The sequence below is a fragment of the Streptomyces sp. N50 genome (genome assembly GCF_033335955.1).
GTDB lineage: Bacteria > Actinomycetota > Actinomycetes > Streptomycetales > Streptomycetaceae > Streptomyces.
On the sequence record NZ_CP137550.1, the window covers coordinates 1,075,165 to 1,094,447 of the forward strand.

20 protein-coding genes are annotated in these 19,283 nt (G+C 70.7%); 7 read left to right on the plus strand and 13 right to left on the minus strand.

What is annotated here, in order from left to right; translation table 11 throughout:
- Positions 1-2: 2 nt before the first annotated feature.
- The gene (locus tag R2B38_RS49440; RefSeq protein WP_318022751.1) at positions 3-911 is read left to right on the plus strand and encodes an SGNH/GDSL hydrolase family protein; all 909 of its coding nucleotides are present in this window, start codon (positions 3-5) and stop codon (positions 909-911) included.
- On the opposite strand, the gene R2B38_RS49445 is transcribed toward R2B38_RS49440, so the two are convergent.
- From R2B38_RS49445 to R2B38_RS49485, 9 genes are all read right to left on the minus strand, one after another.
- Positions 874-1,572: a TetR/AcrR family transcriptional regulator gene (locus R2B38_RS49445; RefSeq protein WP_318022752.1), complete on the minus strand. Its 699-nt coding sequence runs from the start codon at positions 1,570-1,572 to the stop codon at positions 874-876. The genes R2B38_RS49440 and R2B38_RS49445 overlap by 38 nt on opposite strands.
- Positions 1,539-3,545 carry a CocE/NonD family hydrolase gene (locus R2B38_RS49450; RefSeq protein ID WP_318022753.1) on the minus strand — a complete coding sequence of 669 codons (2,007 nt, stop codon included), beginning with the start codon at positions 3,543-3,545 and terminating at the stop codon, positions 1,539-1,541. Before R2B38_RS49450 ends, R2B38_RS49445 begins: the two co-directional genes overlap by 34 nt.
- Positions 3,542-5,272: an ABC transporter ATP-binding protein gene (locus R2B38_RS49455; protein ID WP_318022754.1), complete on the minus strand. Its 1,731-nt coding sequence runs from the start codon at positions 5,270-5,272 to the stop codon at positions 3,542-3,544. The genes R2B38_RS49450 and R2B38_RS49455 overlap by 4 nt, the downstream gene beginning before the upstream one ends.
- Positions 5,272-6,159, minus strand: coding sequence for an ABC transporter permease (locus R2B38_RS49460; protein ID WP_318022755.1), 888 nt, complete (start codon positions 6,157-6,159; stop codon positions 5,272-5,274). Before R2B38_RS49460 ends, R2B38_RS49455 begins: the two co-directional genes overlap by 1 nt.
- A complete protein-coding gene (locus R2B38_RS49465) occupies positions 6,156-7,112 on the minus strand; it encodes an ABC transporter permease (RefSeq protein WP_318022756.1) in 957 nt (318 codons plus the stop codon). Before R2B38_RS49465 ends, R2B38_RS49460 begins: the two co-directional genes overlap by 4 nt.
- A 2-nt stretch (positions 7,113-7,114) precedes the next feature.
- A complete protein-coding gene (locus R2B38_RS49470) occupies positions 7,115-8,698 on the minus strand; it encodes an ABC transporter substrate-binding protein (RefSeq protein WP_318022757.1) in 1,584 nt (527 codons plus the stop codon).
- Positions 8,699-8,872: 174 nt separating this feature from the next.
- Positions 8,873-9,631, minus strand: coding sequence for an ABC transporter permease (locus tag R2B38_RS49475; protein ID WP_318022758.1), 759 nt, complete (start codon positions 9,629-9,631; stop codon positions 8,873-8,875).
- Positions 9,628-10,428: a methyltransferase domain-containing protein gene (locus tag R2B38_RS49480; protein ID WP_318023098.1), complete on the minus strand. Its 801-nt coding sequence runs from the start codon at positions 10,426-10,428 to the stop codon at positions 9,628-9,630. Before R2B38_RS49480 ends, R2B38_RS49475 begins: the two co-directional genes overlap by 4 nt.
- Positions 10,429-10,433: 5 nt before the next feature.
- The gene (locus R2B38_RS49485) at positions 10,434-11,468 is read right to left on the minus strand and encodes an ABC transporter substrate-binding protein (protein ID WP_318022759.1); all 1,035 of its coding nucleotides are present in this window, start codon (positions 11,466-11,468) and stop codon (positions 10,434-10,436) included.
- 156 nt (positions 11,469-11,624) lie between these two features.
- Between R2B38_RS49485 and R2B38_RS49490 the strand changes: the two genes are divergently transcribed.
- Positions 11,625-12,383 carry an ABC transporter ATP-binding protein gene (locus R2B38_RS49490; protein ID WP_318022760.1) on the plus strand — a complete coding sequence of 253 codons (759 nt, stop codon included), beginning with the start codon at positions 11,625-11,627 and terminating at the stop codon, positions 12,381-12,383.
- Positions 12,384-12,621: 238 nt separating this feature from the next.
- Positions 12,622-12,804, plus strand: a complete 183-nt coding sequence (locus tag R2B38_RS49495; RefSeq protein WP_318022761.1) for a hypothetical protein — start codon at positions 12,622-12,624, stop codon at positions 12,802-12,804.
- 28 nt (positions 12,805-12,832) lie between these two features.
- Here R2B38_RS49495 and R2B38_RS49500 read toward each other — a convergent pair whose 3' ends face one another.
- Positions 12,833-13,336, minus strand: a complete 504-nt coding sequence (locus R2B38_RS49500; RefSeq protein ID WP_318022762.1) for a VOC family protein — start codon at positions 13,334-13,336, stop codon at positions 12,833-12,835.
- 226 nt (positions 13,337-13,562) lie between these two features.
- Between R2B38_RS49500 and R2B38_RS49505 the strand changes: the two genes are divergently transcribed.
- The 3 genes from R2B38_RS49505 to R2B38_RS49515 all read left to right on the plus strand — a co-directional run bounded on the left by R2B38_RS49505 (position 13,563) and on the right by R2B38_RS49515 (position 16,145).
- Positions 13,563-14,771: an epoxide hydrolase gene (locus R2B38_RS49505; RefSeq protein ID WP_318022763.1), complete on the plus strand. Its 1,209-nt coding sequence runs from the start codon at positions 13,563-13,565 to the stop codon at positions 14,769-14,771.
- 116 nt (positions 14,772-14,887) lie between these two features.
- Complete coding sequence (locus tag R2B38_RS49510) at positions 14,888-15,541, plus strand: ATP-dependent Clp protease proteolytic subunit (RefSeq protein WP_318022764.1); 654 nt, start codon at positions 14,888-14,890, stop codon at positions 15,539-15,541.
- 1 nt (position 15,542) lies between these two features.
- Complete coding sequence (locus R2B38_RS49515) at positions 15,543-16,145, plus strand: ClpP family protease (protein ID WP_033280765.1); 603 nt, start codon at positions 15,543-15,545, stop codon at positions 16,143-16,145.
- Positions 16,146-16,154: 9 nt separating this feature from the next.
- Here the strand turns inward: R2B38_RS49515 and R2B38_RS49520 are convergent, their stop codons facing one another.
- Positions 16,155-16,547, minus strand: a complete 393-nt coding sequence (locus R2B38_RS49520; protein ID WP_078652412.1) for a helix-turn-helix domain-containing protein — start codon at positions 16,545-16,547, stop codon at positions 16,155-16,157.
- An 88-nt stretch (positions 16,548-16,635) separates the two neighbouring features.
- Here R2B38_RS49520 and R2B38_RS49525 point away from each other — a divergent pair, with 88 nt between their 5' ends.
- Positions 16,636-17,415, plus strand: coding sequence for a class I SAM-dependent methyltransferase (locus R2B38_RS49525; protein WP_318022765.1), 780 nt, complete (start codon positions 16,636-16,638; stop codon positions 17,413-17,415).
- A 4-nt stretch (positions 17,416-17,419) separates the two neighbouring features.
- Here the strand turns inward: R2B38_RS49525 and R2B38_RS49530 are convergent, their stop codons facing one another.
- Positions 17,420-17,881, minus strand: a complete 462-nt coding sequence (locus tag R2B38_RS49530; RefSeq protein ID WP_318022766.1) for an ATP-binding protein — start codon at positions 17,879-17,881, stop codon at positions 17,420-17,422.
- 83 nt (positions 17,882-17,964) lie between these two features.
- Positions 17,965-19,233: a DUF6777 domain-containing protein gene (locus R2B38_RS49535; protein ID WP_318022767.1), complete on the minus strand. Its 1,269-nt coding sequence runs from the start codon at positions 19,231-19,233 to the stop codon at positions 17,965-17,967.
- Between the last annotated feature and the right edge of the window lie 50 nt (positions 19,234-19,283).

Below are 19,283 nucleotides of genomic sequence, written 5' to 3' on the forward strand. Positions count from 1 at the left end.
GTATGCGGAAGCCGTGGATCGTGGGTGTGGTGCTGGCCGTGATGTTGCTCGGCGCGTGCACGGACCCGGCGTCCGGGCCCGAGGTCGCACCGCCCACCCCGTCCGTGCCGACCACCACACAACGGCAGGCGCCGGTGTCACCGAGCGGTGCCCCGGTGGTGAAGTCGGCACCCAGCGTGCTGTATCTCGGCGACTCCCTCGCCATGGAGAGCCAGAACGTGCTCGGGCGGGAATTACGCGGCGAGTTGGACGCGACCTACACGAGCGCCCCGTACTCCGGGACCACGCCGTGCGACTACCTGGAGGGTGCCAAGGAGGGTTCGCTGGTCCCGGCCGGGGACAAGGCGGCCGTGCTGGTGCGTGCGCTGCACCCGGACTTCGTGGTGCTGCAGTTCTGGGGCAACGCGTGGGGCTATACGCCCTGCATGGACGGGATCACGTACGACGCCGACCGGGAGGCGTACTTCGACCGGTACACGGCCGACCTCAGGAAGCTCACCGCGCAGATCGCGACCGCCGGGGGCGCCCAACGGCCCACCATCGTCTGGGTGTTGCAGGGCCCCGACCCGATCACGCCCGAGCGTGTCCGGAACGTGAACGCGCTCTACGAGTCTCAGGCCAGCTCCGCGGGCGACCTCGTCGCCGACGCGGGGAAGACCGTGAGCCCGCCCGACGCCCGCTACACCTGGACCCAGTATCTCCCCTGCACCGCCTACGAACGCGCCCACCCCGACTACTGCACCCAGCCGGGCAACGGCCGCACGGCGCTCCACCTCGACACGGACTACCTGCACTTCTGCCTGGCGCCGACGACCTCGACGCCGAGGCCGTGTCCGGTGCCCTCCCCCGGCATTCTGCGGATCGCCCGGGAGATCACCCGGGTGATCGGCGCCCAAGCTCGGTCTCGATGAGGCGGTTGAGGTGACGGCGGGCGTCCTGGGTGCTCAACGGCGGTGCCTGGCGCAGCCGTTGGAGGGCGAGCCCGTCCGCAAGGGCCGCGAAGCGGACGGTGAAGCCGTCGAGGTCGTCGGAGCTGAACTCGCCGTCGGTGACGCCTCGTTGGGCCAGTGCGCGGATCTGCTGGTGCCAGGTCTCGTAGCGATGGGCCTGTCCGCCGCTGAAGGCCTCGTCGGTGCCCTGTTCGCCCGCGTTCCAGTAGTCGAACCACATCCGCCAGTGCCGGTCGGTGTCCTCGGTGAACAACGCGTCGACGAGCAGCCGCAGCGCCTCGGCCCCGCTCGTCGCCTGCTCGGCCGCCTCGCTCAACTCGGCGTAGTAGCGCTCGATATGGAGCACCATCGCCTCGGAGAGGATCTCCTGCACACTGCCGAAGTGGTACGTGACGGTGCCGACGGAGACCCCGGCCGCCGCCGCCACGTCCCGGACGCCGACGGCGGCGTAACCGCGTTCCGCTATCAACGGGACGGCCGCCTCGACGATGAGCCGGCGGCGCACCTCGGTGGGCTGCCGGGTGCGGTCGGCGGCGGCGACGGCGCGACGCGGGGACTTCGCGGCCGGCTGAGGCTGCTTGGCGGCCGTCATCCCGACGTCCTCGGGGTGGTGCGGTGCCATGCTCGCTCGGCCACTGTTTCTCCGTTCGCCCGTGCTTCGACGCGACTGTCCATGACGAAGTCCGCGGCCGTGGCGCGCAGCTCCGTCCGCGCCATGATCTCAGCGTCGTAGCCGTCCCCGCGGCGCAACCGGATCCGCCACTCCGACACGGCGTGCGCGGACAGCGGGTCGTCACTCCGGATGCGGTACGTCTCCCGCGCGCTCTCCTCGTAGCGCAGCCCGTCCGGATACGTCCGCGATCCCCCGTAGTTGGGGTCGACCTCCAGCGTCCACTCCCCCTTGGCGACATCGTGCGTGACGAGCCGCTCGGGGGTCGGCTCGGCCGGCCGGTCGTAGGTCACGTCGAGCGGCGTCGCCTGTTCGGGTTCCTCGAAACGGATCTCCGGCTCAACTCCGGCTTCGCGCACGGGCAGTTGTACGGCACTCTCGGCCGGTACGACCCGCAGCTCGCCGCGCTCGCCGTGCGGCCAGACCCACGGCCAGTAGGTGTCGGAGACGGCGAGCCGGATGCGGTGGCCGGGCGGGACGGCGTAGCCGATGCCGGTCAGTTCGAACTCGACGTCCTCGTACGTCCCCGGTGTCCACTCGACGGCCCGGTCACGGCCGTGCCTGCTCAGGAGGTTGAGCACACCTCGGGTGACGAGCGTGGACGAGCCGTCCGGCGCCACGTCGCACAGCCGGGCGATGACATGGGCGCGCGGGGAGCTGCTGTCGAGGCGGAGCCTGACGCGCGGGCGGCCGAGGATCTCGACGCGTTCGGTGAGGGGCTCGGAGTCGAAGCAGACCGAACGGCCGTCCTCCTCCCGCTGGTCCGGCGGCAGGTCGCTCGCGTTGCCGAAGGGGAAGAAGCGCCCGGCGTCGAGACCGGTGTGCTGCGGCGAGCGGACGAGGACGGGGTCCGTGCTTGCGCCGAGCGGACGTGAGTCCCAACTGACCTTCTGGCTCGGCCACTTGGCGTCACCCACCCAACGGCCCGGCAGCACGTCGTACGACGTCGCCGGCGGGACCGGGTCGGTGATCCAGGCCCGCAGCAGGGGCTCCTCCATCGCTCCCGTGTCGATGCCCTTGAGGTGCTGGTCCCACCAGCGCAGGGTCTCCTGGAGGAAGCCGATCGCCGGGCCGGGCGGCAGTCCCCGGTCGGGGTACTGGTGCGACCACGGGCCGACGATGCCCCGGACGCGATCGGCGGGCAGGCGCTCGACGAGCCGCAACACGGCGTCCCGGTACGGGTCGTTCCAGCCGCCGACCGCGAGGACGGCCGCGTCGATCGCGGTGTAGTCCTCGCAGACGCTGCCGTGCTTCCAGTAGTCGTCGCGCTGTTGGTGGGCGAGCCAGGTGTGGAGGAAGGGTTCGAGGGCGTCGAGGCGTTCGCGCCACATCGGCACCCAGCGGTCCGCGCCGACGCTCGCCGGGTCCGGCGGGCGGGACGCGAAGGCGAGCATGGTGCCGGCCCAGGCGAGCATGTCGATGCCGAGGACGGCGCCGCCCGTGTAGTGGACGTCGTTGTCGTAGCGGTCGTCGGTCGAGCAGACGGTGACGATCGCCTTGAGGGGTTCGGGGGCGAGGGCGGCGATCTGGAGCGAGTTGAAGCCGCCCCAGGAGATGCCGAACATGCCGACCTTGCCGGTGCACCAGGGCTGCGCGGCAAGCCAGTTGACGACGTCGACACCGTCGGCGAGTTCCTGCGCGTCGTACTCGTCGCCGGGCAGGCCCTCGCTGTCGCCGTGGCCCCGGATGTCGACGCGGACGGAGGCGTAGCCGTGTCCGGCGTACCAGGGGTGACGCTGGGCGTCGCGCGGTGCGGTCCAGTCGCTCTTGCGGTACGGGAGGTATTCGAGCAGCGCGGGCACGGGATCCGACTCGGCGTCAGCGGGCCGCCAGACGCGGGCGTGCAGCCGGGCCCTTCCGTCCCGGGTGGGGATCCAGACGTCCTCGCGGACGACCCGGCGCTCGAACTGCTCGCGGTACTTCACAAAGCTCCTTCCGCCACGGGGGCGTTGAGGGGACGCCAGCGACGGACACGGTGGCCGTCGTCGCCCTGGTCGGTCCAGATGTCGTCCCCGTCCGCCGCGTCGGCCCAGTCGGCGGTGTCGTCGACGTAGGGCTGAGCGTCGGGGTCGGGTTCGAGGGCGGCGGCCATGAGTTGGCGGGTGTAGGGGTGCTGGGGGTCGGCGAACACGGCTTCCGTCGGGCCTTCTTCGACGACGACTCCGTGGCGCAGGACGACAACCCGGTCCGCGATGCCGCGTACGACGGCCAGGTCGTGGCTGATGAACAGGCACGCCAGGTCGCGTTCGCGCCGCAGGTCGTCGAGGAGTCGGAGCACGTCGGCCTGGACCGATACATCCAGTGCGGTGGTGATCTCGTCGGCGATCAGGACGTCCGGTTCGCCCGCCAACGCCCTTGCGATGCCTATGCGTTGGCGCTGGCCCCCGGAGAGCTGCGCGGGCAGGCGGTCGGCGAGGGCCGGGTCGAGGCGTACGTCGGCGATGAGCCGGCGGGCCCGTTCGGTCGCCTCCGTGCGGTCGGTCACCGTGCCGAAGAAGCGCAGGGGGTGGCGGACCGCGTCGCCCACGGAGCGGCGGGGGTTGAGCGAGGTGTCGGCGTTCTGGAAGACGAGCTGCACCCGGCGCCGCAGGGACAGCGGGCGTTGCTGTGCGGGGCGGGCGAGGTCGCCGTCCGCGTGCTTCATCGTGCCGCCGGACGGGGTACGCAGTCCGGCCAGGCTCCACGCGAGGGTGGACTTGCCGCTGCCCGACTCGCCCACCAGGGCGAGGACTTCGCCGCGCCGGACGTCGAAGGAGACGCCGTGCACGGCACGGGTGCTGCCGTAGTCGATGGTGATGTCCTGCGCGGAGACGGCCACGGGGGCGTCGGCGGGGACGTCCGCCCGGGGCCTGACCTCCCGCTCACCCGCGTCTCCGACGACCGCGAGCCCGATGTCGTCGAGGCGCGGCACGCTCGCCAACAGGCGCTTGGTGTAAGGGTCTTGGGGCTGCGCGAACAGCTGCCTCGTGGGCGCCGACTCCACCACGCGGCCCGAGCGCAGGACGGTCACCTCGTCGGCCATGTGCGCGACGACGCCGAGGTCGTGGCTCACCAGGACGGCGGCCAGGCCGAGTTCGTCGCTCAGGGCGGCGATCAGGTCGAGGACGCTGCGCTGGGTGATGACGTCCAGGCCGGTGGTCGGTTCGTCGAGGACCAGGACCTTGGGGCGGGCCGCGATGGCCATGGCGATGGCGACGCGCTGTTGCTGGCCGCCGGAGAGTTCGTGCGGGTAGCGGCTGGCCAACTCCGCGGGGCGCGGCAGCCGGACCTGTTCGAGGAGGTCGACGACGGGGACGTCACCGCCCGCTTCGGCGATCTGTCGTCCGATGCGCATGGAGGGGGTGAGGGCGTGGCCGGCGTTCTGGCCGACCATGGCGACCGTTCCGCCGCGCAGCTGTCGCAACTCCCGTGCGGGCAGGGCGAATACGTCGGCGCCGGCCACCTCGACCGAGCCCCCGGTGATCCGCGATCCGTGGCGCAGATGGCCGAGCAGGGTCGCGGCGATGGTCGACTTGCCGCTGCCGGACTCACCGACGAGGGCGTGGGTCTGCCCCTCGGCGACGTCCAGCGACACCTCGTGCACGACGGGCACGTCCTGGCCGCCCGAACGGTAGGCCACGGACAGGGAGTTGACGGACACGATCGAGGCCATCAGGAGCCCTCCCTGATCCGGTCGACGCCCCACGCCTTGGACAGGCCGTCGGCCGCGAGGTTGAGCCCGACCACGAGGGTGGCCAGGGCGATGATGGGGGCGAGGCTCGCCATCGGGACGACGGTGATGGCGGTGCGGTTCTCCGCAACCATCAGGCCCCAGTCGGGAGTTGGCGGGTCGGCGCCGAAGCCGAGGAAGGACAACGAGGAGATCAGCAGCACGACCCAGGAGGCCCGCATCGCGAACTCCACGCACACCACGTCGGTGATGTTCGGCAGGATCTCCCGGCGCAGGATCGACCAGGTGCTCTCGCCGCGGGCGCGGGCCGCGGTCACGTAGTCGGCGGGGACCACCGCGAGGGCGGCGCCGCGCACGACGCGGACGACCTGCGGGACGTAGGTGATCGCGACGGCGAGGACGATGACCGCCGGGCCGGTGCCGAGGGCGGTCACCACGACGAGCAGTGCCAGGACGGACGGGATGGAGAGGATCGCGTCCAGGACCCGGCCCAGTACGTCGTCGAACCAGCCGCCGCGCAGGGCCGCCGCGCAGCCGATGACCGTACCGAGGGCGACGGTCAGCAGGGTCGCGGTGACGGAGATGCCGAGGGCGTACCGGCCGCCGTAGAGGACGCGGGCGAGGACGTCGCGGCCGTACTGGTCGGTGCCGGCCCAGTGGCTCCAACTCGGGCCGAGCAGGGCGTGGTCGGCGTCGTTGGCGATCGGGTCGTAGGAGGTGAGGAGGGGGGCGAGCAGTGCGATCAGGACGTGTACGGCGACGATCGCGAGGCCGACGAGTGCCGTGCGGGAACTGCTCACGGTGCGCCAGGCGCGGACGGTGCGGGCGCCTCGTACGGTCGTCGGCGCGGCGGTGTCGAGCGTGGTCATCGGGTCCTCCCTCGGGTGCGGAGCCTGGGGTTCAGGGCCATGGTGGCGAGGTCGGCGGCGAGGTTGCAGACGACGTAGACGACCGCGCTGATGAGGGCGATGGCCTGGATGGTGGGCAGGTCGCGGTTCTGCACGGAGGAGAGCATCAGCTTGCCGATGCCCGGGTAGTTGAAGACGTTCTCGACCACCGCGACCCCGCCGACCAGCCACGCGACGTTGAGCGCGATGACGTGCAGCGTGGGCAACAGGGCGCTGGGCAGGGCGTGTCGGGTGACGACCCGCCAGGTGGAGAGGCCCTTGAGGCGGGCGGTGGTGACGTACTCGGTGGCCATCACGTCGATGACCGAGGTTCGGGCCATGCGCACGATGTACGCGGCCATCACCACCGCGAGGGCGAGCGCGGGAAGCCATACGGCGGGCAGGAGTTGGGAGACGGTGGCGTCGGGGCCGTAGAGGACGACCGCGGGGAACCACGGGAGGGCGACCGAGAAGCAGAGGACGAGGACGGTGGCGACGACGAACTCGGGGACGCTCATGCCGACGAGGCTGACGGTCGAGATGACGTGGTCGGGCCAGCGGTCGCGGTAGAGGCCCGCGAGGATGCCGAGGACGATCGAGCCGGTGACCGCGAAGAGGACCGTGACGACGGCGATCAGCGCGGAGTTGCCGAGATACATGGACACTTCGCCGCCGACGGCCTTGCCGGAGACGAGGGAGGTGCCGAAGTCGCCGTGCAGGGCGCCCCACACCCAGTGGCCGTAGCGCTCCCAGGCGGGCTGGTCGAGGTTGAGCTTGGTGCGCAGGGCGGCCACCGCGTCCGGGGTCGCGTCCTTGCCGAGGATCTGGGTGGCGACGTCGCCGGGCAGCGCCTGGACGGCGAGGAAGACGAGGACGGAGGAGAGGAAGAGGGTGCCGACTGCGGCCGCGATACGGCGGGTTATGAAGGAGAGCATGGTCAGGCTCCCTTCAGGCCGATGCCCAGGTAGTCGAACTCGAAGCCGTGCTCGGCGTATCCGCGCACCTTGCGGGAGATGCCGACGAGCCGGTCGGCGAACATCGGGGTCATCGCCCCGCCTTTCTCGATCACCAACGTCTGCGCCTCGCCGTAGAGTTCGCGCCGCTTGGTGTCGTCGATCTCTGCGCGGGCCTTGTCGAGTACGGCATCGAAGGTCTTGTCGGACCAGGCGGTCTCGTTGTAGGAGGAGCCGCTGCGGAAGATCTGGGTGAAGAGCTGGTCGACGGGCCGGCCGGTGAACCAATAGGTGGCCATCAGCGGCTTCTTCATCCAGATCTGCGTGTAGTACGAGTCCGCCGAGGCCGTCTTGACCTTGATCCGGATACCGGCGCGCTTGGCCGAGTCCTGGTAGGCGAGCGCCATCGGCGTGAACAGCGGGTCGTAGGACGAGGTGTAGAGGTCCATCGCCAGGCCCTCGTGGCCCGCCTGCTTCAGCAGGTACTTGGCCTTCTCCGGGTCGTGCTTGGGATGCGCGGAGATGTAGGCGGGGTCGCTCGGCGGTACGGGGTTGTCCCAGCCGGCGGTGCCCGCGCCCTGGAGGGCGACCTTCACCACGTGCTCGGGGTCGTAGGCGAGCTTCATCGCCTGGCGGACGCGGACGTCGGTGAAGGGCTTCTCGGTGGTGAGCATCGGGAGGACGTACCACTGGGCGTTCTTCACACGGGCGATGGTCGCGCGGTCGGAGGCGGCGACCACGCGGGCGGTCGCGAAGTCGAGGTTGGTCTGGGAGAGCAGGTCGACCTGCCCTGCCAGCAGGGCATTTGAGCGGGCCGACATGTCGGCGACCGAGTAGAAGGCGATCGCGTCGAGGACGGGGCGGCCCGCGAAGTGGTCCTTGTACGCGGTGACGCGGCCGGGGCCCGCCGGGGCGAACGACTCCAGTTTGAAGGGGCCGGTGCCGATGCCGGTGCGGCCGATGGACTTCGCGCTGCCGTCGGGGATGACGTAGCAGTTGTAGTGCGTCAGCAGGCTCGGGAACTCGGCGTTCGGGCTCTTCAGCGGCACGACGAGCGTGTGGGCGTCGGGCGTGCCCAGCTTCTCCGGGTCGATGAGCGGGGCGAGGACCGCGGCCTGCGGGGACGCCGTCGCCTTGTCGAGGATGTGGCGCAGGGTGTACGCGGCGTCGGCCGAGGTGAAGGCGCGGCCGTTGTGGAAGGCGACGCCCTTGCGGAGGCGGAAGGTCCAGGTGCGGGCCTTGGCGTCGGTCTCCCAGGACTCGGCGAGGTCGGGGGCGAGCTCACCGTTCGCGGCGACACGGACGAGCCGGTTGTAGAGGGCGCCCAGGTACTCGTACGCGGACAGGGAGCTGGCCGGGTCGAGGGTCTCGGCGTCGGAGGCGGGCGGCCGGGCGATGCGCAGGGTGCCGCCGCGGTCGGGCGCGCCCTTCTCGGCGGCGGCCGGCAGGACGGGGGCGGCCTGTGCCCCACTGCAGCCGGTCAGCAGCCAGGACCCGCCGAGCGCGGCGGCCGAGGCGACGCCCGCGGCGAGCACCGACCGGCGGCCCGGGTGGTGGATGTCGGACATGTACCGACCGTCCTTGTCGCTATTCGTTCAGCCGAACGATTGAGTGAAGTTGGTGAACGATAACGAGGGGATGGTTTCCCGCCAACCCTTTGGGCGCGGAAATTAACGTCCGAAACGCACTGGTTACGCGGAGGGGGCGGGCGGGGCGCGATGACGGACCCTGAGGGCGGTCGCTCAGCCGGTGGTCTCGCGGGCCCAGGGCAGCAGCGCCCGCTCGGTGAGGACGACGGCGTAGAAGAGCAGCACGCTCATCGCGCTGAGCAGGGCCATCGCGGCGAAGGCGAGGGGCGTGTCGGCGTTGCCGCCGGAGGCCACGATGACGTAGCCGAGGCCTTGGTCGCCGCCCGCGAACTCGCCGACGACCGCGCCCACGACGGCCAGGGTGACACCGAGGCGCAAGCCGGTGAAGACCTGGGGCAGGGCCCAGGGGATGCGGAGTTTGCGGTAGGTCTGCCAGCGGGAGGCGGTGAGCGAGTGGGCCAGTTCGGTCAGTTCCAGGGGGACCGAGGTCAGCCCGGCCATGGTCGACACGACGACGGGGAACCAGGCGAGGAGCGCCACCATGAACACCTTCGGGGCGGTCCCGAAGCCGAGCCAGACCACGAGGAGCGGTGCCACCGCGATCTTGGGTACGGCATTGACGGCGACCAGCAGCGGCATGACCGCGCGTTCCACGCCCCGGGAGGCGGTGAGCAGGACGGCGGTCGCGAGTCCCGCGCCGACGGCCAGGCCGAAGCCGACGGCCGTCTCGGTGAACGTCTGCCAGGTCTGCCGGAGCAGATAGCCGGGCAGCCGGTCGAAGGCACGGACGACGTCGGGCGGTGACGGCAGCAGGAACGGCCGGATGCCGAAGGCGACGGTCGCCAGCCACCACCCGGCCAGCGCGCACACCGCCGCCAGGACCGGCGGCCCCGCCGCCAGGACGCGTCTCACGCGGCAGGCCTGCGGCCGATGGTCGAGTAGGTGAAGTGCCCGCGCACCAGCAGCCGGGGATCGGCCACCAGCCTTTCCAGCGCCCCGAGTTGGGCCTCCGTCATACCGGCCGCCAGGAAGTCCTCCCTCGCCTGCGCGATGTTCGCGCCGATCAGCAGCGCGCCCGCGGTGCCGCCCGGCCAGGACCGGGCCTCGATCACGGTGTCCACGTCGGTCAGGCCCGCCTCCAGCATGGCGCCGGGCACGCGTCCCGCCCAGGTGGGGTCGTTGCCGTGCGCGGGTAGGACCCGTTCGACGAGCAACTCGTGGTAGCGGTCGACCAGTTGGGCCGCCTCCGAAGTCGGCGCCGCAAGGACCAGCTTGCGGAAGGTCGTCTCGAAGTCCTCCACCACGAGCGCGCCACCGGGTGCGAGCGCCGCCGCGAGCCGTCGGAGAACGGCCTCCCGTCCGGGCAGGTGCAGCAGCACCAGCCGGGCGTGGATCACGTCCCAGGGCCCGTCCGGCACCGGTTCGCTCTCCAGGTCGTGCACGAGCACGTCGTACGGCGGACTCGGCGGCAGATGACGGGTGTTGACGTCGGTGGCCAGCACCCGCCCGGTCGGTCCCGTCGCACGGGCGAGCCAGTCGGCGATGCTGCCGCCCCCGGCGCCGGTCTCCAGACAGCGCCGGCCGGTCAGGTCGCCGAGGGAGGTCAGCCGCGAGATCGTGAACTCGTCCAGGATCGCGGGTAGTTGACCGTGCCGGTCGACGGCCTCCGGGTGGTCGTTGTCGAAGACGTACGGCAGCGGGGTCTCCACCTCCGTCAACTCCCCTTCATGGCAGCGAAGTCGACGACGTCCTGCGGGGTCATACCGGGCTGGATGACCCCGGCGTTCTGGAGGCTGGTGATGGCCCGTCGCATCCGCGCCTCGGTGATCAGGCCGACGGACGACTCGCCCTCGGCGGTCACGGACGGCGTCATCAACTCGATCTCCGCGGTCGCGGCCGTCGCGTCCGTCTCCGGGTGCTTGGCGTGCAGCAGCTTCCCCGCCTCGTCGGGGTGTTGGATCGTGTACTTCAGCCCCTTGAGGAGAGCCGTGCGGAAGCGCTTGACCAGGTCCGGCTTCTTCGCGGCGATGGCTGCCGTGGTGACCGTCGCGTTGCCGTAGAGGTCGGGCAGGTAGGTGCTGTAGGGGAACACCACGACGTGCTTCGACCTGGCCTGCACGGTGGCCTTCTCGATGGTGGGCCGGCCGATCAGGAACGTGCTGAGCGCGTCGGCCTTGCCGCTCGCGAGGGCCGGGCCCAACTGGACGGGCTGGACCGCGATCCAGTGGATTCCGGCGGCGTCGACGCCGGCGAGCTTGGCGTAGCCGGGGAAGAGCAACTGGTTCACGGAGTTCGCGGCGGCCGCGATCCGCTTGCCCTTGAGATCCTTCGGAGTCGTGATCCCCGAACCCTGCATCGCCATGATGGAGACGAGGGTCCGCTGGTGGATGGCGAGTACGGCGCGGAAGTCGCGATAGGCCGTGGAGTTCTTGGCACCCGCGGAAATCATCGCGCCCGTGAAGTCCAAACTCGTGAACTGCGCATTTCCGGAGGCGAGGGCCTTGAGGTTCTCGCCGGTGGCCTTTCCGAGTTCGATCTTCACGTCGATTCCGGCCTGCCGGAAATAGCCTTTCTGCTCGGCCACCCAGGCGAAGGCGTCCCGCCCCGCCGCACCGAAGGCGGTGACGTAGGTGAGGTGATCCTTGGCCGAACTCGGGCTCTTGGAGGAGGAGTCGGAGTCACAGGCAGCGGCGGCCAGGAGCGTGACCGCCGTACAGAACACCGTCGCCGTGCGGTATGAGCGGATCATGCGACCTCCCCTGAGGGGGAATGGGTGGGGGGGACGGCGGCACTTCGTGGGGCTTTATCGCCGGGGTCGCGATCCGGAAAATCGTACGCGAGCATGTCACAATCCAGCAGAGCGATTTTCGGTACTCCGCGCACGGCGGCCGACGGGAGTCGACGCGTGATCCAATTACGGGGTGTGTCCAAGGAGTTCGCGCATCGGCGGGGCTTTGTCGAAGCGCTTCACGGTATCGATCTGGAGGCTGCCGACGGCGAGTTCGTGGCGATCGTCGGGCGGTCCGGGTGCGGGAAGTCGACGTTGCTGCGGCTGATCGCCGGGCTGGTGGCGCCGACGCGGGGCGAGGTGCTGATGGGCGGCCGGGCCGTCACCGGGCCGCGCCGCGACTGCGCCGTCCTCTTCCAGCGGCCGGCGCTGCTGCCGTGGCGGTCGGTGCTGGACAACGTGCTGCTGCCTGCGGAGATCTCGGGGGACCGGAAGAACGGCTCGCGTGAACTGGCGCTGGAGCTGATCGAGACGATGGGCCTCGACGGCTTCCAACGCCGCCTGCCGCACGAGCTGTCCGGCGGGATGCAGCAACGGGTGGCGCTGTGCCGGTCGCTCATGCGGCGGCCCCGGGTGCTCCTGATGGACGAGCCGTTCTCCGCGCTGGACGCGCTCACCCGGGACGAGTTGTGCGCCGAGTTGCAGCGGACGCACCGCGAACATCCGTCCACCGTCGTCCTCGTCACGCACTCCGTGGACGAGGCGGTCCTGCTCGCCGATCGGGTGGTCGTGCTCACGCCCCGGCCCGGCCGGATCCGTACGGTCCTCGACATCACCCTGCCCCGGCCGCGCACCCGCGCCCGGGCCGACCAGGCGGAGCAACTGGCCCGGCGGGCGGCCGAGTTGCACGCGCTGCTGCTGGACAGCGAGAGCTGATCCCACCGGGCCACGATGACGACGGGACGGGACGCCCCGCGACGATCGCGGCGCTGCTGGACGCGGCGTGGGAGCTGTTCGCCGAGCGAAGTTTCGCCGCCACGTCCATCTCGGACTTCTGCACACGCGCGGAGCCGACGAGGGAGCGTTCTACTCGAACTTCGCCGACAGGGGCGCCCTGTTTCTCGCGCTGTTCAACCGCCGGTGGCACACCCGCGCCGACCGACTGAGCCATGCCATGACATGCCCTGCCGACGGGCCGGGAGCCGCCCCGGTCCTCGACGGTGACGCCGACCTGCCGCGCGCGGCGATGGAGCCGGACCGCAGGTGGGCACTGGTGTCGATCGACTTCCCCCGTTACGCCATCTGCACCCCATTCCCGGGGCACCGGGGATCGAGCAGGCCCCGCTGGCTCTCCTGAGCCGGAGCCTGCTCCCCGCGATCACCCGTCACTCCCCCGCGAAGGCCTTCTCCAGCGCGGCGAGGTCGAACTTGCCCATCGCCATGAAGGACTCCGTCGCGCGGGCGACCTTCGCGGGGTCCGGGTCGGTGATCATCTCGATGAGCCGGCTGGGGACGACCTGCCAGGACACGCCGAACCTGTCCTTGAGCCAGCCGCACGGGCCGGGCTCGCCGCCGTCGGTGAGCTTGGTCCAGTAGTAGTCGATGTCCTCCTGGTTCTCGCACGGGATCTGGAAGGACACCGCCTCGGTGAACTTGAACTCGGGGCCGCCGTTCAGCCCGACGAACTTCTGGCCGAAGGCCGTGAACTCCACGGTGAGCACCGTGCCCGCCGGCTGCGGGGCGCCCTCGCCGTAGCGGCTGACGCGCCCGATGCTGGAGTTCTTGAAGATCGACACGTAGTGGTGGGCGGCTTCCTCGGCCTGGCCGTCGAACCAGAGGCAGGTGGTGAATCCGTCGGTGCGTGCGTCGGTGGTCATGAGCTCCTCCATGGGCTCCGGGTGCGTCGAACACGGTCATCTGTATCGACCGGGGCAAGCCGCGAAACTCATCGGTCGGCTGCCGAACAATGTCCCGTGCGGTCTCGCGCCCCAAAGGGACGCGGGGAACTGCGCGACCAGCCCCCACCGGCCCGCAGCTTCATCCACCGGCCGCACCTTCATCCACCGGCCGCAGTTTCATCCACCCGCCCCAGTGGAACGCCTACGCTCGGTTTCCATGACGTCCCCGCAGGCAGACAGCGTTCAGCCCTTCCACATCGACTTCCCGCAGGCCGACCTCGACGACCTCCACGCCCGCCTGGACCGCACCCGCTGGCCCGACGATCTGTCCGACACCGGGTGGGCCTACGGCGTACCGGCCGATTACCTGCGGGAGCTGGTCCACTACTGGCGGCACACGTACGACTGGCGTGCGGCGGAGGCGGAGCTGAACGCGTGGCCGCAGTTCACGACCACCATCGACGGCACGAACGTCCACTTCGCCCACATCCGCTCCCCCGAACCACACGCCACCCCGCTGATCATCACCCACGGCTGGCCGGGCTCGATCGTCGAATTCCTCGACATCGTGGGCCTGTTGACCAACCCGGCAGCCCACGGCGGCGACCCGGCCGACGCCTTCCACGTGGTCGTCCCCAGCATCCCCGGTTTCGGCCTCTCCGGCCCGCCCGCCGACACCGGCTGGGAGGCGGGCCGGATCGCCGACGCCTGGGCCGAGTTGATGCACCGGCTCGGCTACGACCGGTTCGGCGCGCAGGGCGGCGACTGGGGCTCGGCGATCTCCCGCGAGCTGGGCCGCGCCCACCCGGACCGGGTCATCGGCGTCCACCTCAACCTGTTGCCGGGTGCACAGGCCCTCACCGAGCCCACGGCCGAGGAGCTGGCCGCGCTCGGCCCACAGGAGCAGGCCGACGCCCTGGAGTCCTGGCGCCGCTGGACCGCCTGGTCGCGCGAGGGCACCGGATACGCCGTCCTCCACACCACCCGCCCACAGACCCTCGCGTACAGCCTCACGGACTCGCCGGTCGGCCAACTCGCCTGGATCGTCGAGAAGTTCAGGGAGTGGACCGACTCACAGGAGCTGCCCGAGGAGGCCGTGGACCGGGACCGGCTGCTCACGAACGTGATGCTGTACTGGCTGACGGGGACGGCGGGTTCGGCCGCCCGCATCTACTACGAGCGGGCCCACGCCACCGGCGCGAGGGCCGCAGCGCCCACCCTCCCCTCCACCACCCCCACCGCGCTCGCCGTCTTCCCGGCCGAGATCCAGATCCCGCTCCGCCACAAGGCCGAACGCACCGAGAACATCGTCCGCTGGACCAAGCTCGACCGGGGCGGTCACTTCGCCGCGATGGAGGAACCGGACCTGCTGGCAGCGGACGTACGGGCGTTCTTCCGGCAGCTGCGCGAGAAGGACGCCGGCTGATCCGTCTGCTCACGGCGAATCTGCTGAAAGCCTAGAAACCCCCAGGCCGGGGCGTTGTCGGCCGACAGTGGAGACAGGTCACGACACACCTTCGACACGCTCGACAAGGAGTGCCCATGTCTCCACTCACGGCCGGTTTCGCACCGGCCCTCATGCCACGCGCCGAGGAACTCGACACCCCGTCCACCCACTTCGACGACCACCTCGCCGCCCAACTGCTCGGCCAGCGCATCGTGTTCCTCGGCACCCAGGTCGACGAGGTCTCCGCGAACCGGATCTGCGCCCAGTTGCTGCTCCTGTCCGCGGAGGACCCGCGCACGGACATCAGCCTGTACATCAACAGCCCCGGCGGCTCGGTGACGGCGGGCCTCGCGATCTACGACACGATGCAGCTGATCCCGAACGACGTCGCGACGCTGACGATGGGCTTCGCGGCGAGCATGGGCCAGTTCCTGCTCAGTGTCGGCACCCACGGCAAGCGCTACGCCCTCCCCCACGCGCGGGTCATGATGCACCAGCCGTCGGCGGGCATCGGCGGCACCACCGCCGACATCGAGATCCAGGCGGAGAACCTGGACTTCACGAAGAAGACCATCGAGCGGCTGACCGCCCGGCACACGGGCCAGAGCGAGGAGACCATCTCCCGCGACGGCGACCGCGACCGCTGGTTCACGGCCGAACAGGCCAAGGAGTACGGCATGGTTGACCGGGTCGTCGCCTCCCTGGACGACGTCCGCCCGGCCGCCTCCAAGCGACGGATGGGGCTCTGACATGGGGACGTACACGATTCCGAACGTCGTCGAGCGCACCCCGAACGGCGAGCGTTCCTACGACGTGTTCAGCCGGCTGCTGTCCGAGCGGATCATCTTCCTCGGCACCGACATCGACGACGGCGTCGCCAACGTCGTCATCGCGCAACTCCTCCATCTGGAGTCGTCGTCACCGGAGAGCGAGATCGCGATCTACATCAACTCGCCCGGTGGATCGTTCACTTCGCTGATGGCGATCTACGACACGATGACGTACGTCCAGGCGCCGATCTCGACGTTCTGCGTCGGTCAGGCCGCGTCGACGGCGGCCGTGCTGCTGGCCGGCGGGGACCCCGGACGGCGGTTCGTCCTGGAGCACGCGCGGGTGCTGCTCGGCCAGCCGGCGAGCGGCGGGCAGCGTGGCATGGTCTCCGATCTCGCCCTCCAGGCGAAGGAGATGGTGCGGATCCGCTCCCAGGTGGAGGAGGTGCTGTCCCGGCACACCCACCACGACATCCCCACGCTGCGCGCCGACATGGACCGCGACAAGGTGTTCACCGCGCAGGAGGCCGTGGCGTACGGCCTCGCCGACCAGGTGGTCAGCCGACGCCTCGGCCCGTCCTGAGCGGCACGGTCAGGCGGCGACCAGACTGAGCTGTCCGTTGTACGGCGAAGTGACCCTGCCCTGGCGCCTGTTGCGGTACCGGCCGAGTTCGTCCCCGGCCAGCGACAGCAGGTCGCCGAGGTCGAGTCCGAGGGCGTGGGCGGCGGCCGCGATGACCTCCGAGGAGGCCTCCTTGCGGCCCCGCTCCACCTCCGAGAGATAGGGCATGGAGATCCGGGCGGCGTCGGCCACATCCTTCAACGTGCGTTCCTGAGCGAGGCGTTCGCGTCGTAGGACGTCACCGACCAGGTCGCGCCACAGGGGTTCCTTGGGCGCGGGAACCTGTGGCTCCGGCAGGTGAGGGGCCGGCTCGTGCGGGCGCAGCGGAATCACGCGGGCTTGGTTCGGCGCTTGGTTGCTCACCCCCTCAGACTAAAAGCCGTGGACGTGAGGGCAAGGGATCAGCATTCTGCCCTGGGGGGAATCGCCGAGACGAAAGGGTGCCGGAACGGTGCTGCGCGACACATTCGACGGAGCGGCGGAGCGCTACGACCGGGTCCGCCCCCGGTATCCGCGCCCTCTGGTCGACGAACTGGCCCGTACGGCGAGCCTGGGCCCCGACAGCCGGATCCTGGAGATCGCCCCCGGCACCGGTCAACTCACCGTCCCGCTCGCCGAGTTCGGCGGCCGGCTGACCGCTGTGGAGCTGGGCCCGTCGCTCGCGGCGCTGGCGCGGCGCAATCTGAGCGCGTTCCCGCGAGCGGACGTACAGGTCGCGGACTTCGAGCTGTGGGAGGTGCCGGACGAGCCGTTCGACCTGGTGGTGACCGCGACGGCGTACCACTGGTTCGATCCTGAGAGGTTCCTCGCGAAGGCGGCGTCCGCGCTCCGCCCCGGCGGGCGCCTGGCGGTCGTCACCACGCATCACGTGGCGGGTGGCACGCAGGATTTCTTCGACCGGTCGCAACGCTGCTACGAACGCTGGGACCCGGCCACTCCGCCCGGCTTCCGGAGTCCCACCGAGGACGAAACGGCAACGGACACGCGGGAGTTCGAGGGCTCCGCCCACTTCGAGGACGTCACGGTGTGGCGGAGCGCTCAGGAGATCACGTACACGACCGACGAGTACCTCGACGTCGTGCTCACGTACTCGAACCATCTCGCGCTGGCCGAGCCCGCGCGCCAGGGCCTGCTGGCCTGTCTGCGGGAGCTGCTGGAGACGCGGTACGGCGGCCGGGTCACCAAGCGGTACCTGCACGAGCTGATCACGGCCGCCCGGAGCGGGATGTGACCTCCTAGCGGTCCTCTCCTCCCAGGTACACCACGGCGCGCACCCGCTTGCCGACCGGTACCCGTTCGACGCTCACCTGCGCGGCCAGGGCGTGGACTATCTCCAGGCCGTGCCGGCCGATGCGCTCGGGGTCCCGGGCGAAGAGCCGGGGCAGGGCGACGCTGCTGTCGCAGACGGACACCGTCACCGAGGTGTCCGTGCCCTCCAGCTCCAGGATGTACGGCCCGTTGCTGTGGCGATCCGCGTTGGTGACCAACTCACTCACCACCAGCAGCAGTTCGCCGTCTGACTGGTCGTCGATCGTGGCGCACCACTCGGTTCTGAGCTGTTCCAGGAACTGGTGGGTGAAGTGCCGGGCCGCTGAGATGCAGCCCGGTTCGCCGGTGTAGTGCGCCGCCCGCCTCAGCGGTTCCACGGGCACGTCGAAACGAGTCGGTATCACTACCCCGTCCCGGTGGTCGATCATGCGTGTCTCTCTCGGAAGGCGGCACTGCCGGTCGCTGTCGTACCAGTGCTCGTACCCAGCACCACGCCCGGCAGTCCCCCCGATCAGAGTGACGGTGAAATCGACCCCGGCGAAACCGGCGCGCTGAAGCTCGACGACGAGGTCGTGGTCGTGTCGGAAGCCAGCGATTCGGGTGGGGAGGACGAGGCCGAGGAGGCGGAAGAGGCGTCCGACGACGCTGTCGACGGCGGCTCGGAGGACGAGGACCCCGGGCTCGACGGGGACTCCGAGCTCGGCGACGAGGAGGACGGCGAGGACGGTGCGCTCGACGTCGGCGGGCACGGGCTGGTGGACGTCCCGGGCGTTCCCGGCGTACCGGGGGCCGTGGAGGCGCACGCCGACGGGGAGTTGGAGGACGGCGAGGTCGGCGGGGACACGGTGACCGAGGGGCTGGCCGGGTTCACCGGCGCCGGGGTCTTGTGGTCGTGCTTGCCCGTGTCGCCGTGGTGGCGGCCGAACCAGTGGCCGTTCTCCGGGTCGTAGATCACGAAGATGTTGATGATCTGCGGTGCGGGGGTGACCACGACGACGTTCTGCGGCCGGTACGAGGACCAGGTGTCGCCGGTGCGCTTAGGGGTGGTCTGCTGGGCGACCGGCGGCGACAGGGGGTTGCCGCAGGCGCAGCGGACGCGGGGCACGCCGTGGTTGTCGACGAGGACGGCGGTGCCGGCCTGGAGGACGGCCTGGTAGCTGGTGGCGGTGCCGTCGCGGTAGCCGTGGTTGGTGACGCGGGTGTCCATCCGCAGCTGTACGGGGGTGAGTGAGCGCAGGTAGGCGGGGACTCCGGCGGGCTGGACGCCGGCGACGGACGCGAACGCCGTGTTCTTCGCCGGGGCCGCCTGGAGCGCCTTGATCTGCTTCTCGACGTCGCAGCTGGAGACGTTCTGGGTGCCGCCGTAGAGGCCGGGGGCGCCGCCGTCGACACCGCGCACCGCGTTCACCGGTTCCGAGGCGGTGGGTGAGGCGGAGACGGGCGGGGCGGAGTTCTCGGTGGCGCTGGACCCGGTGAACGGATCGGGACCGGTCTTGGCAGCGGCCTGCAGGAACACCTCGCCCTTGCTCGCCGTCTTGCTCGAACCGCCGCCGTCGGACCGGGTGAAGACGAGGCCCAGAACCACGGCGGCCACCACGACGGCCGTGAGGATCGCGACCCGCGGCACCGACTTCCACCAGGGCCGGTGCGGCTCTGGCGCCCCGGCACCGCCGCCGCCCGAGGGCTGCGAGGGCGGGCCCGAAGGCGGCTGGGAGGGTCCCGACAGCGGGCCGGAGGGCGGTCCGGTGGGGCGGCCTGAAGACGGAGGTTCGACGCTCACGAGCTCTTCTTCCCGACGCGGTCGACAGCGGCACTTCTACCGATTTGCGC

Bases quoted from the DNA above. Each gene is read 5' to 3' on its own strand.
- R2B38_RS49440 (WP_318022751.1), top strand. From the start codon at position 3: ATGCGGAAGCCGTGGATCGTGGGTGTGGTGCTGGCCGTGATGTTGCTC.
- R2B38_RS49445 (WP_318022752.1), bottom strand. From the start codon at position 1,572: ATGGCACCGCACCACCCCGAGGACGTCGGGATGACGGCCGCCAAGCAG.
- R2B38_RS49455 (WP_318022754.1), bottom strand. From the start codon at position 5,272: ATGGCCTCGATCGTGTCCGTCAACTCCCTGTCCGTGGCCTACCGTTCG.
- R2B38_RS49460 (WP_318022755.1), bottom strand. From the start codon at position 6,159: ATGACCACGCTCGACACCGCCGCGCCGACGACCGTACGAGGCGCCCGC.
- R2B38_RS49465 (WP_318022756.1), bottom strand. From the start codon at position 7,112: ATGCTCTCCTTCATAACCCGCCGTATCGCGGCCGCAGTCGGCACCCTC.
- R2B38_RS49470 (WP_318022757.1), bottom strand. From the start codon at position 8,698: ATGTCCGACATCCACCACCCGGGCCGCCGGTCGGTGCTCGCCGCGGGC.
- R2B38_RS49485 (WP_318022759.1), bottom strand. From the start codon at position 11,468: ATGATCCGCTCATACCGCACGGCGACGGTGTTCTGTACGGCGGTCACG.
- R2B38_RS49495 (WP_318022761.1), top strand. From the start codon at position 12,622: ATGACATGCCCTGCCGACGGGCCGGGAGCCGCCCCGGTCCTCGACGGT.
- R2B38_RS49500 (WP_318022762.1), bottom strand. From the start codon at position 13,336: ATGGAGGAGCTCATGACCACCGACGCACGCACCGACGGATTCACCACC.
- R2B38_RS49505 (WP_318022763.1), top strand. From the start codon at position 13,563: ATGACGTCCCCGCAGGCAGACAGCGTTCAGCCCTTCCACATCGACTTC.
- R2B38_RS49510 (WP_318022764.1), top strand. From the start codon at position 14,888: ATGTCTCCACTCACGGCCGGTTTCGCACCGGCCCTCATGCCACGCGCC.
- R2B38_RS49515 (WP_033280765.1), top strand. From the start codon at position 15,543: ATGGGGACGTACACGATTCCGAACGTCGTCGAGCGCACCCCGAACGGC.
- R2B38_RS49530 (WP_318022766.1), bottom strand. From the start codon at position 17,881: ATGATCGACCACCGGGACGGGGTAGTGATACCGACTCGTTTCGACGTG.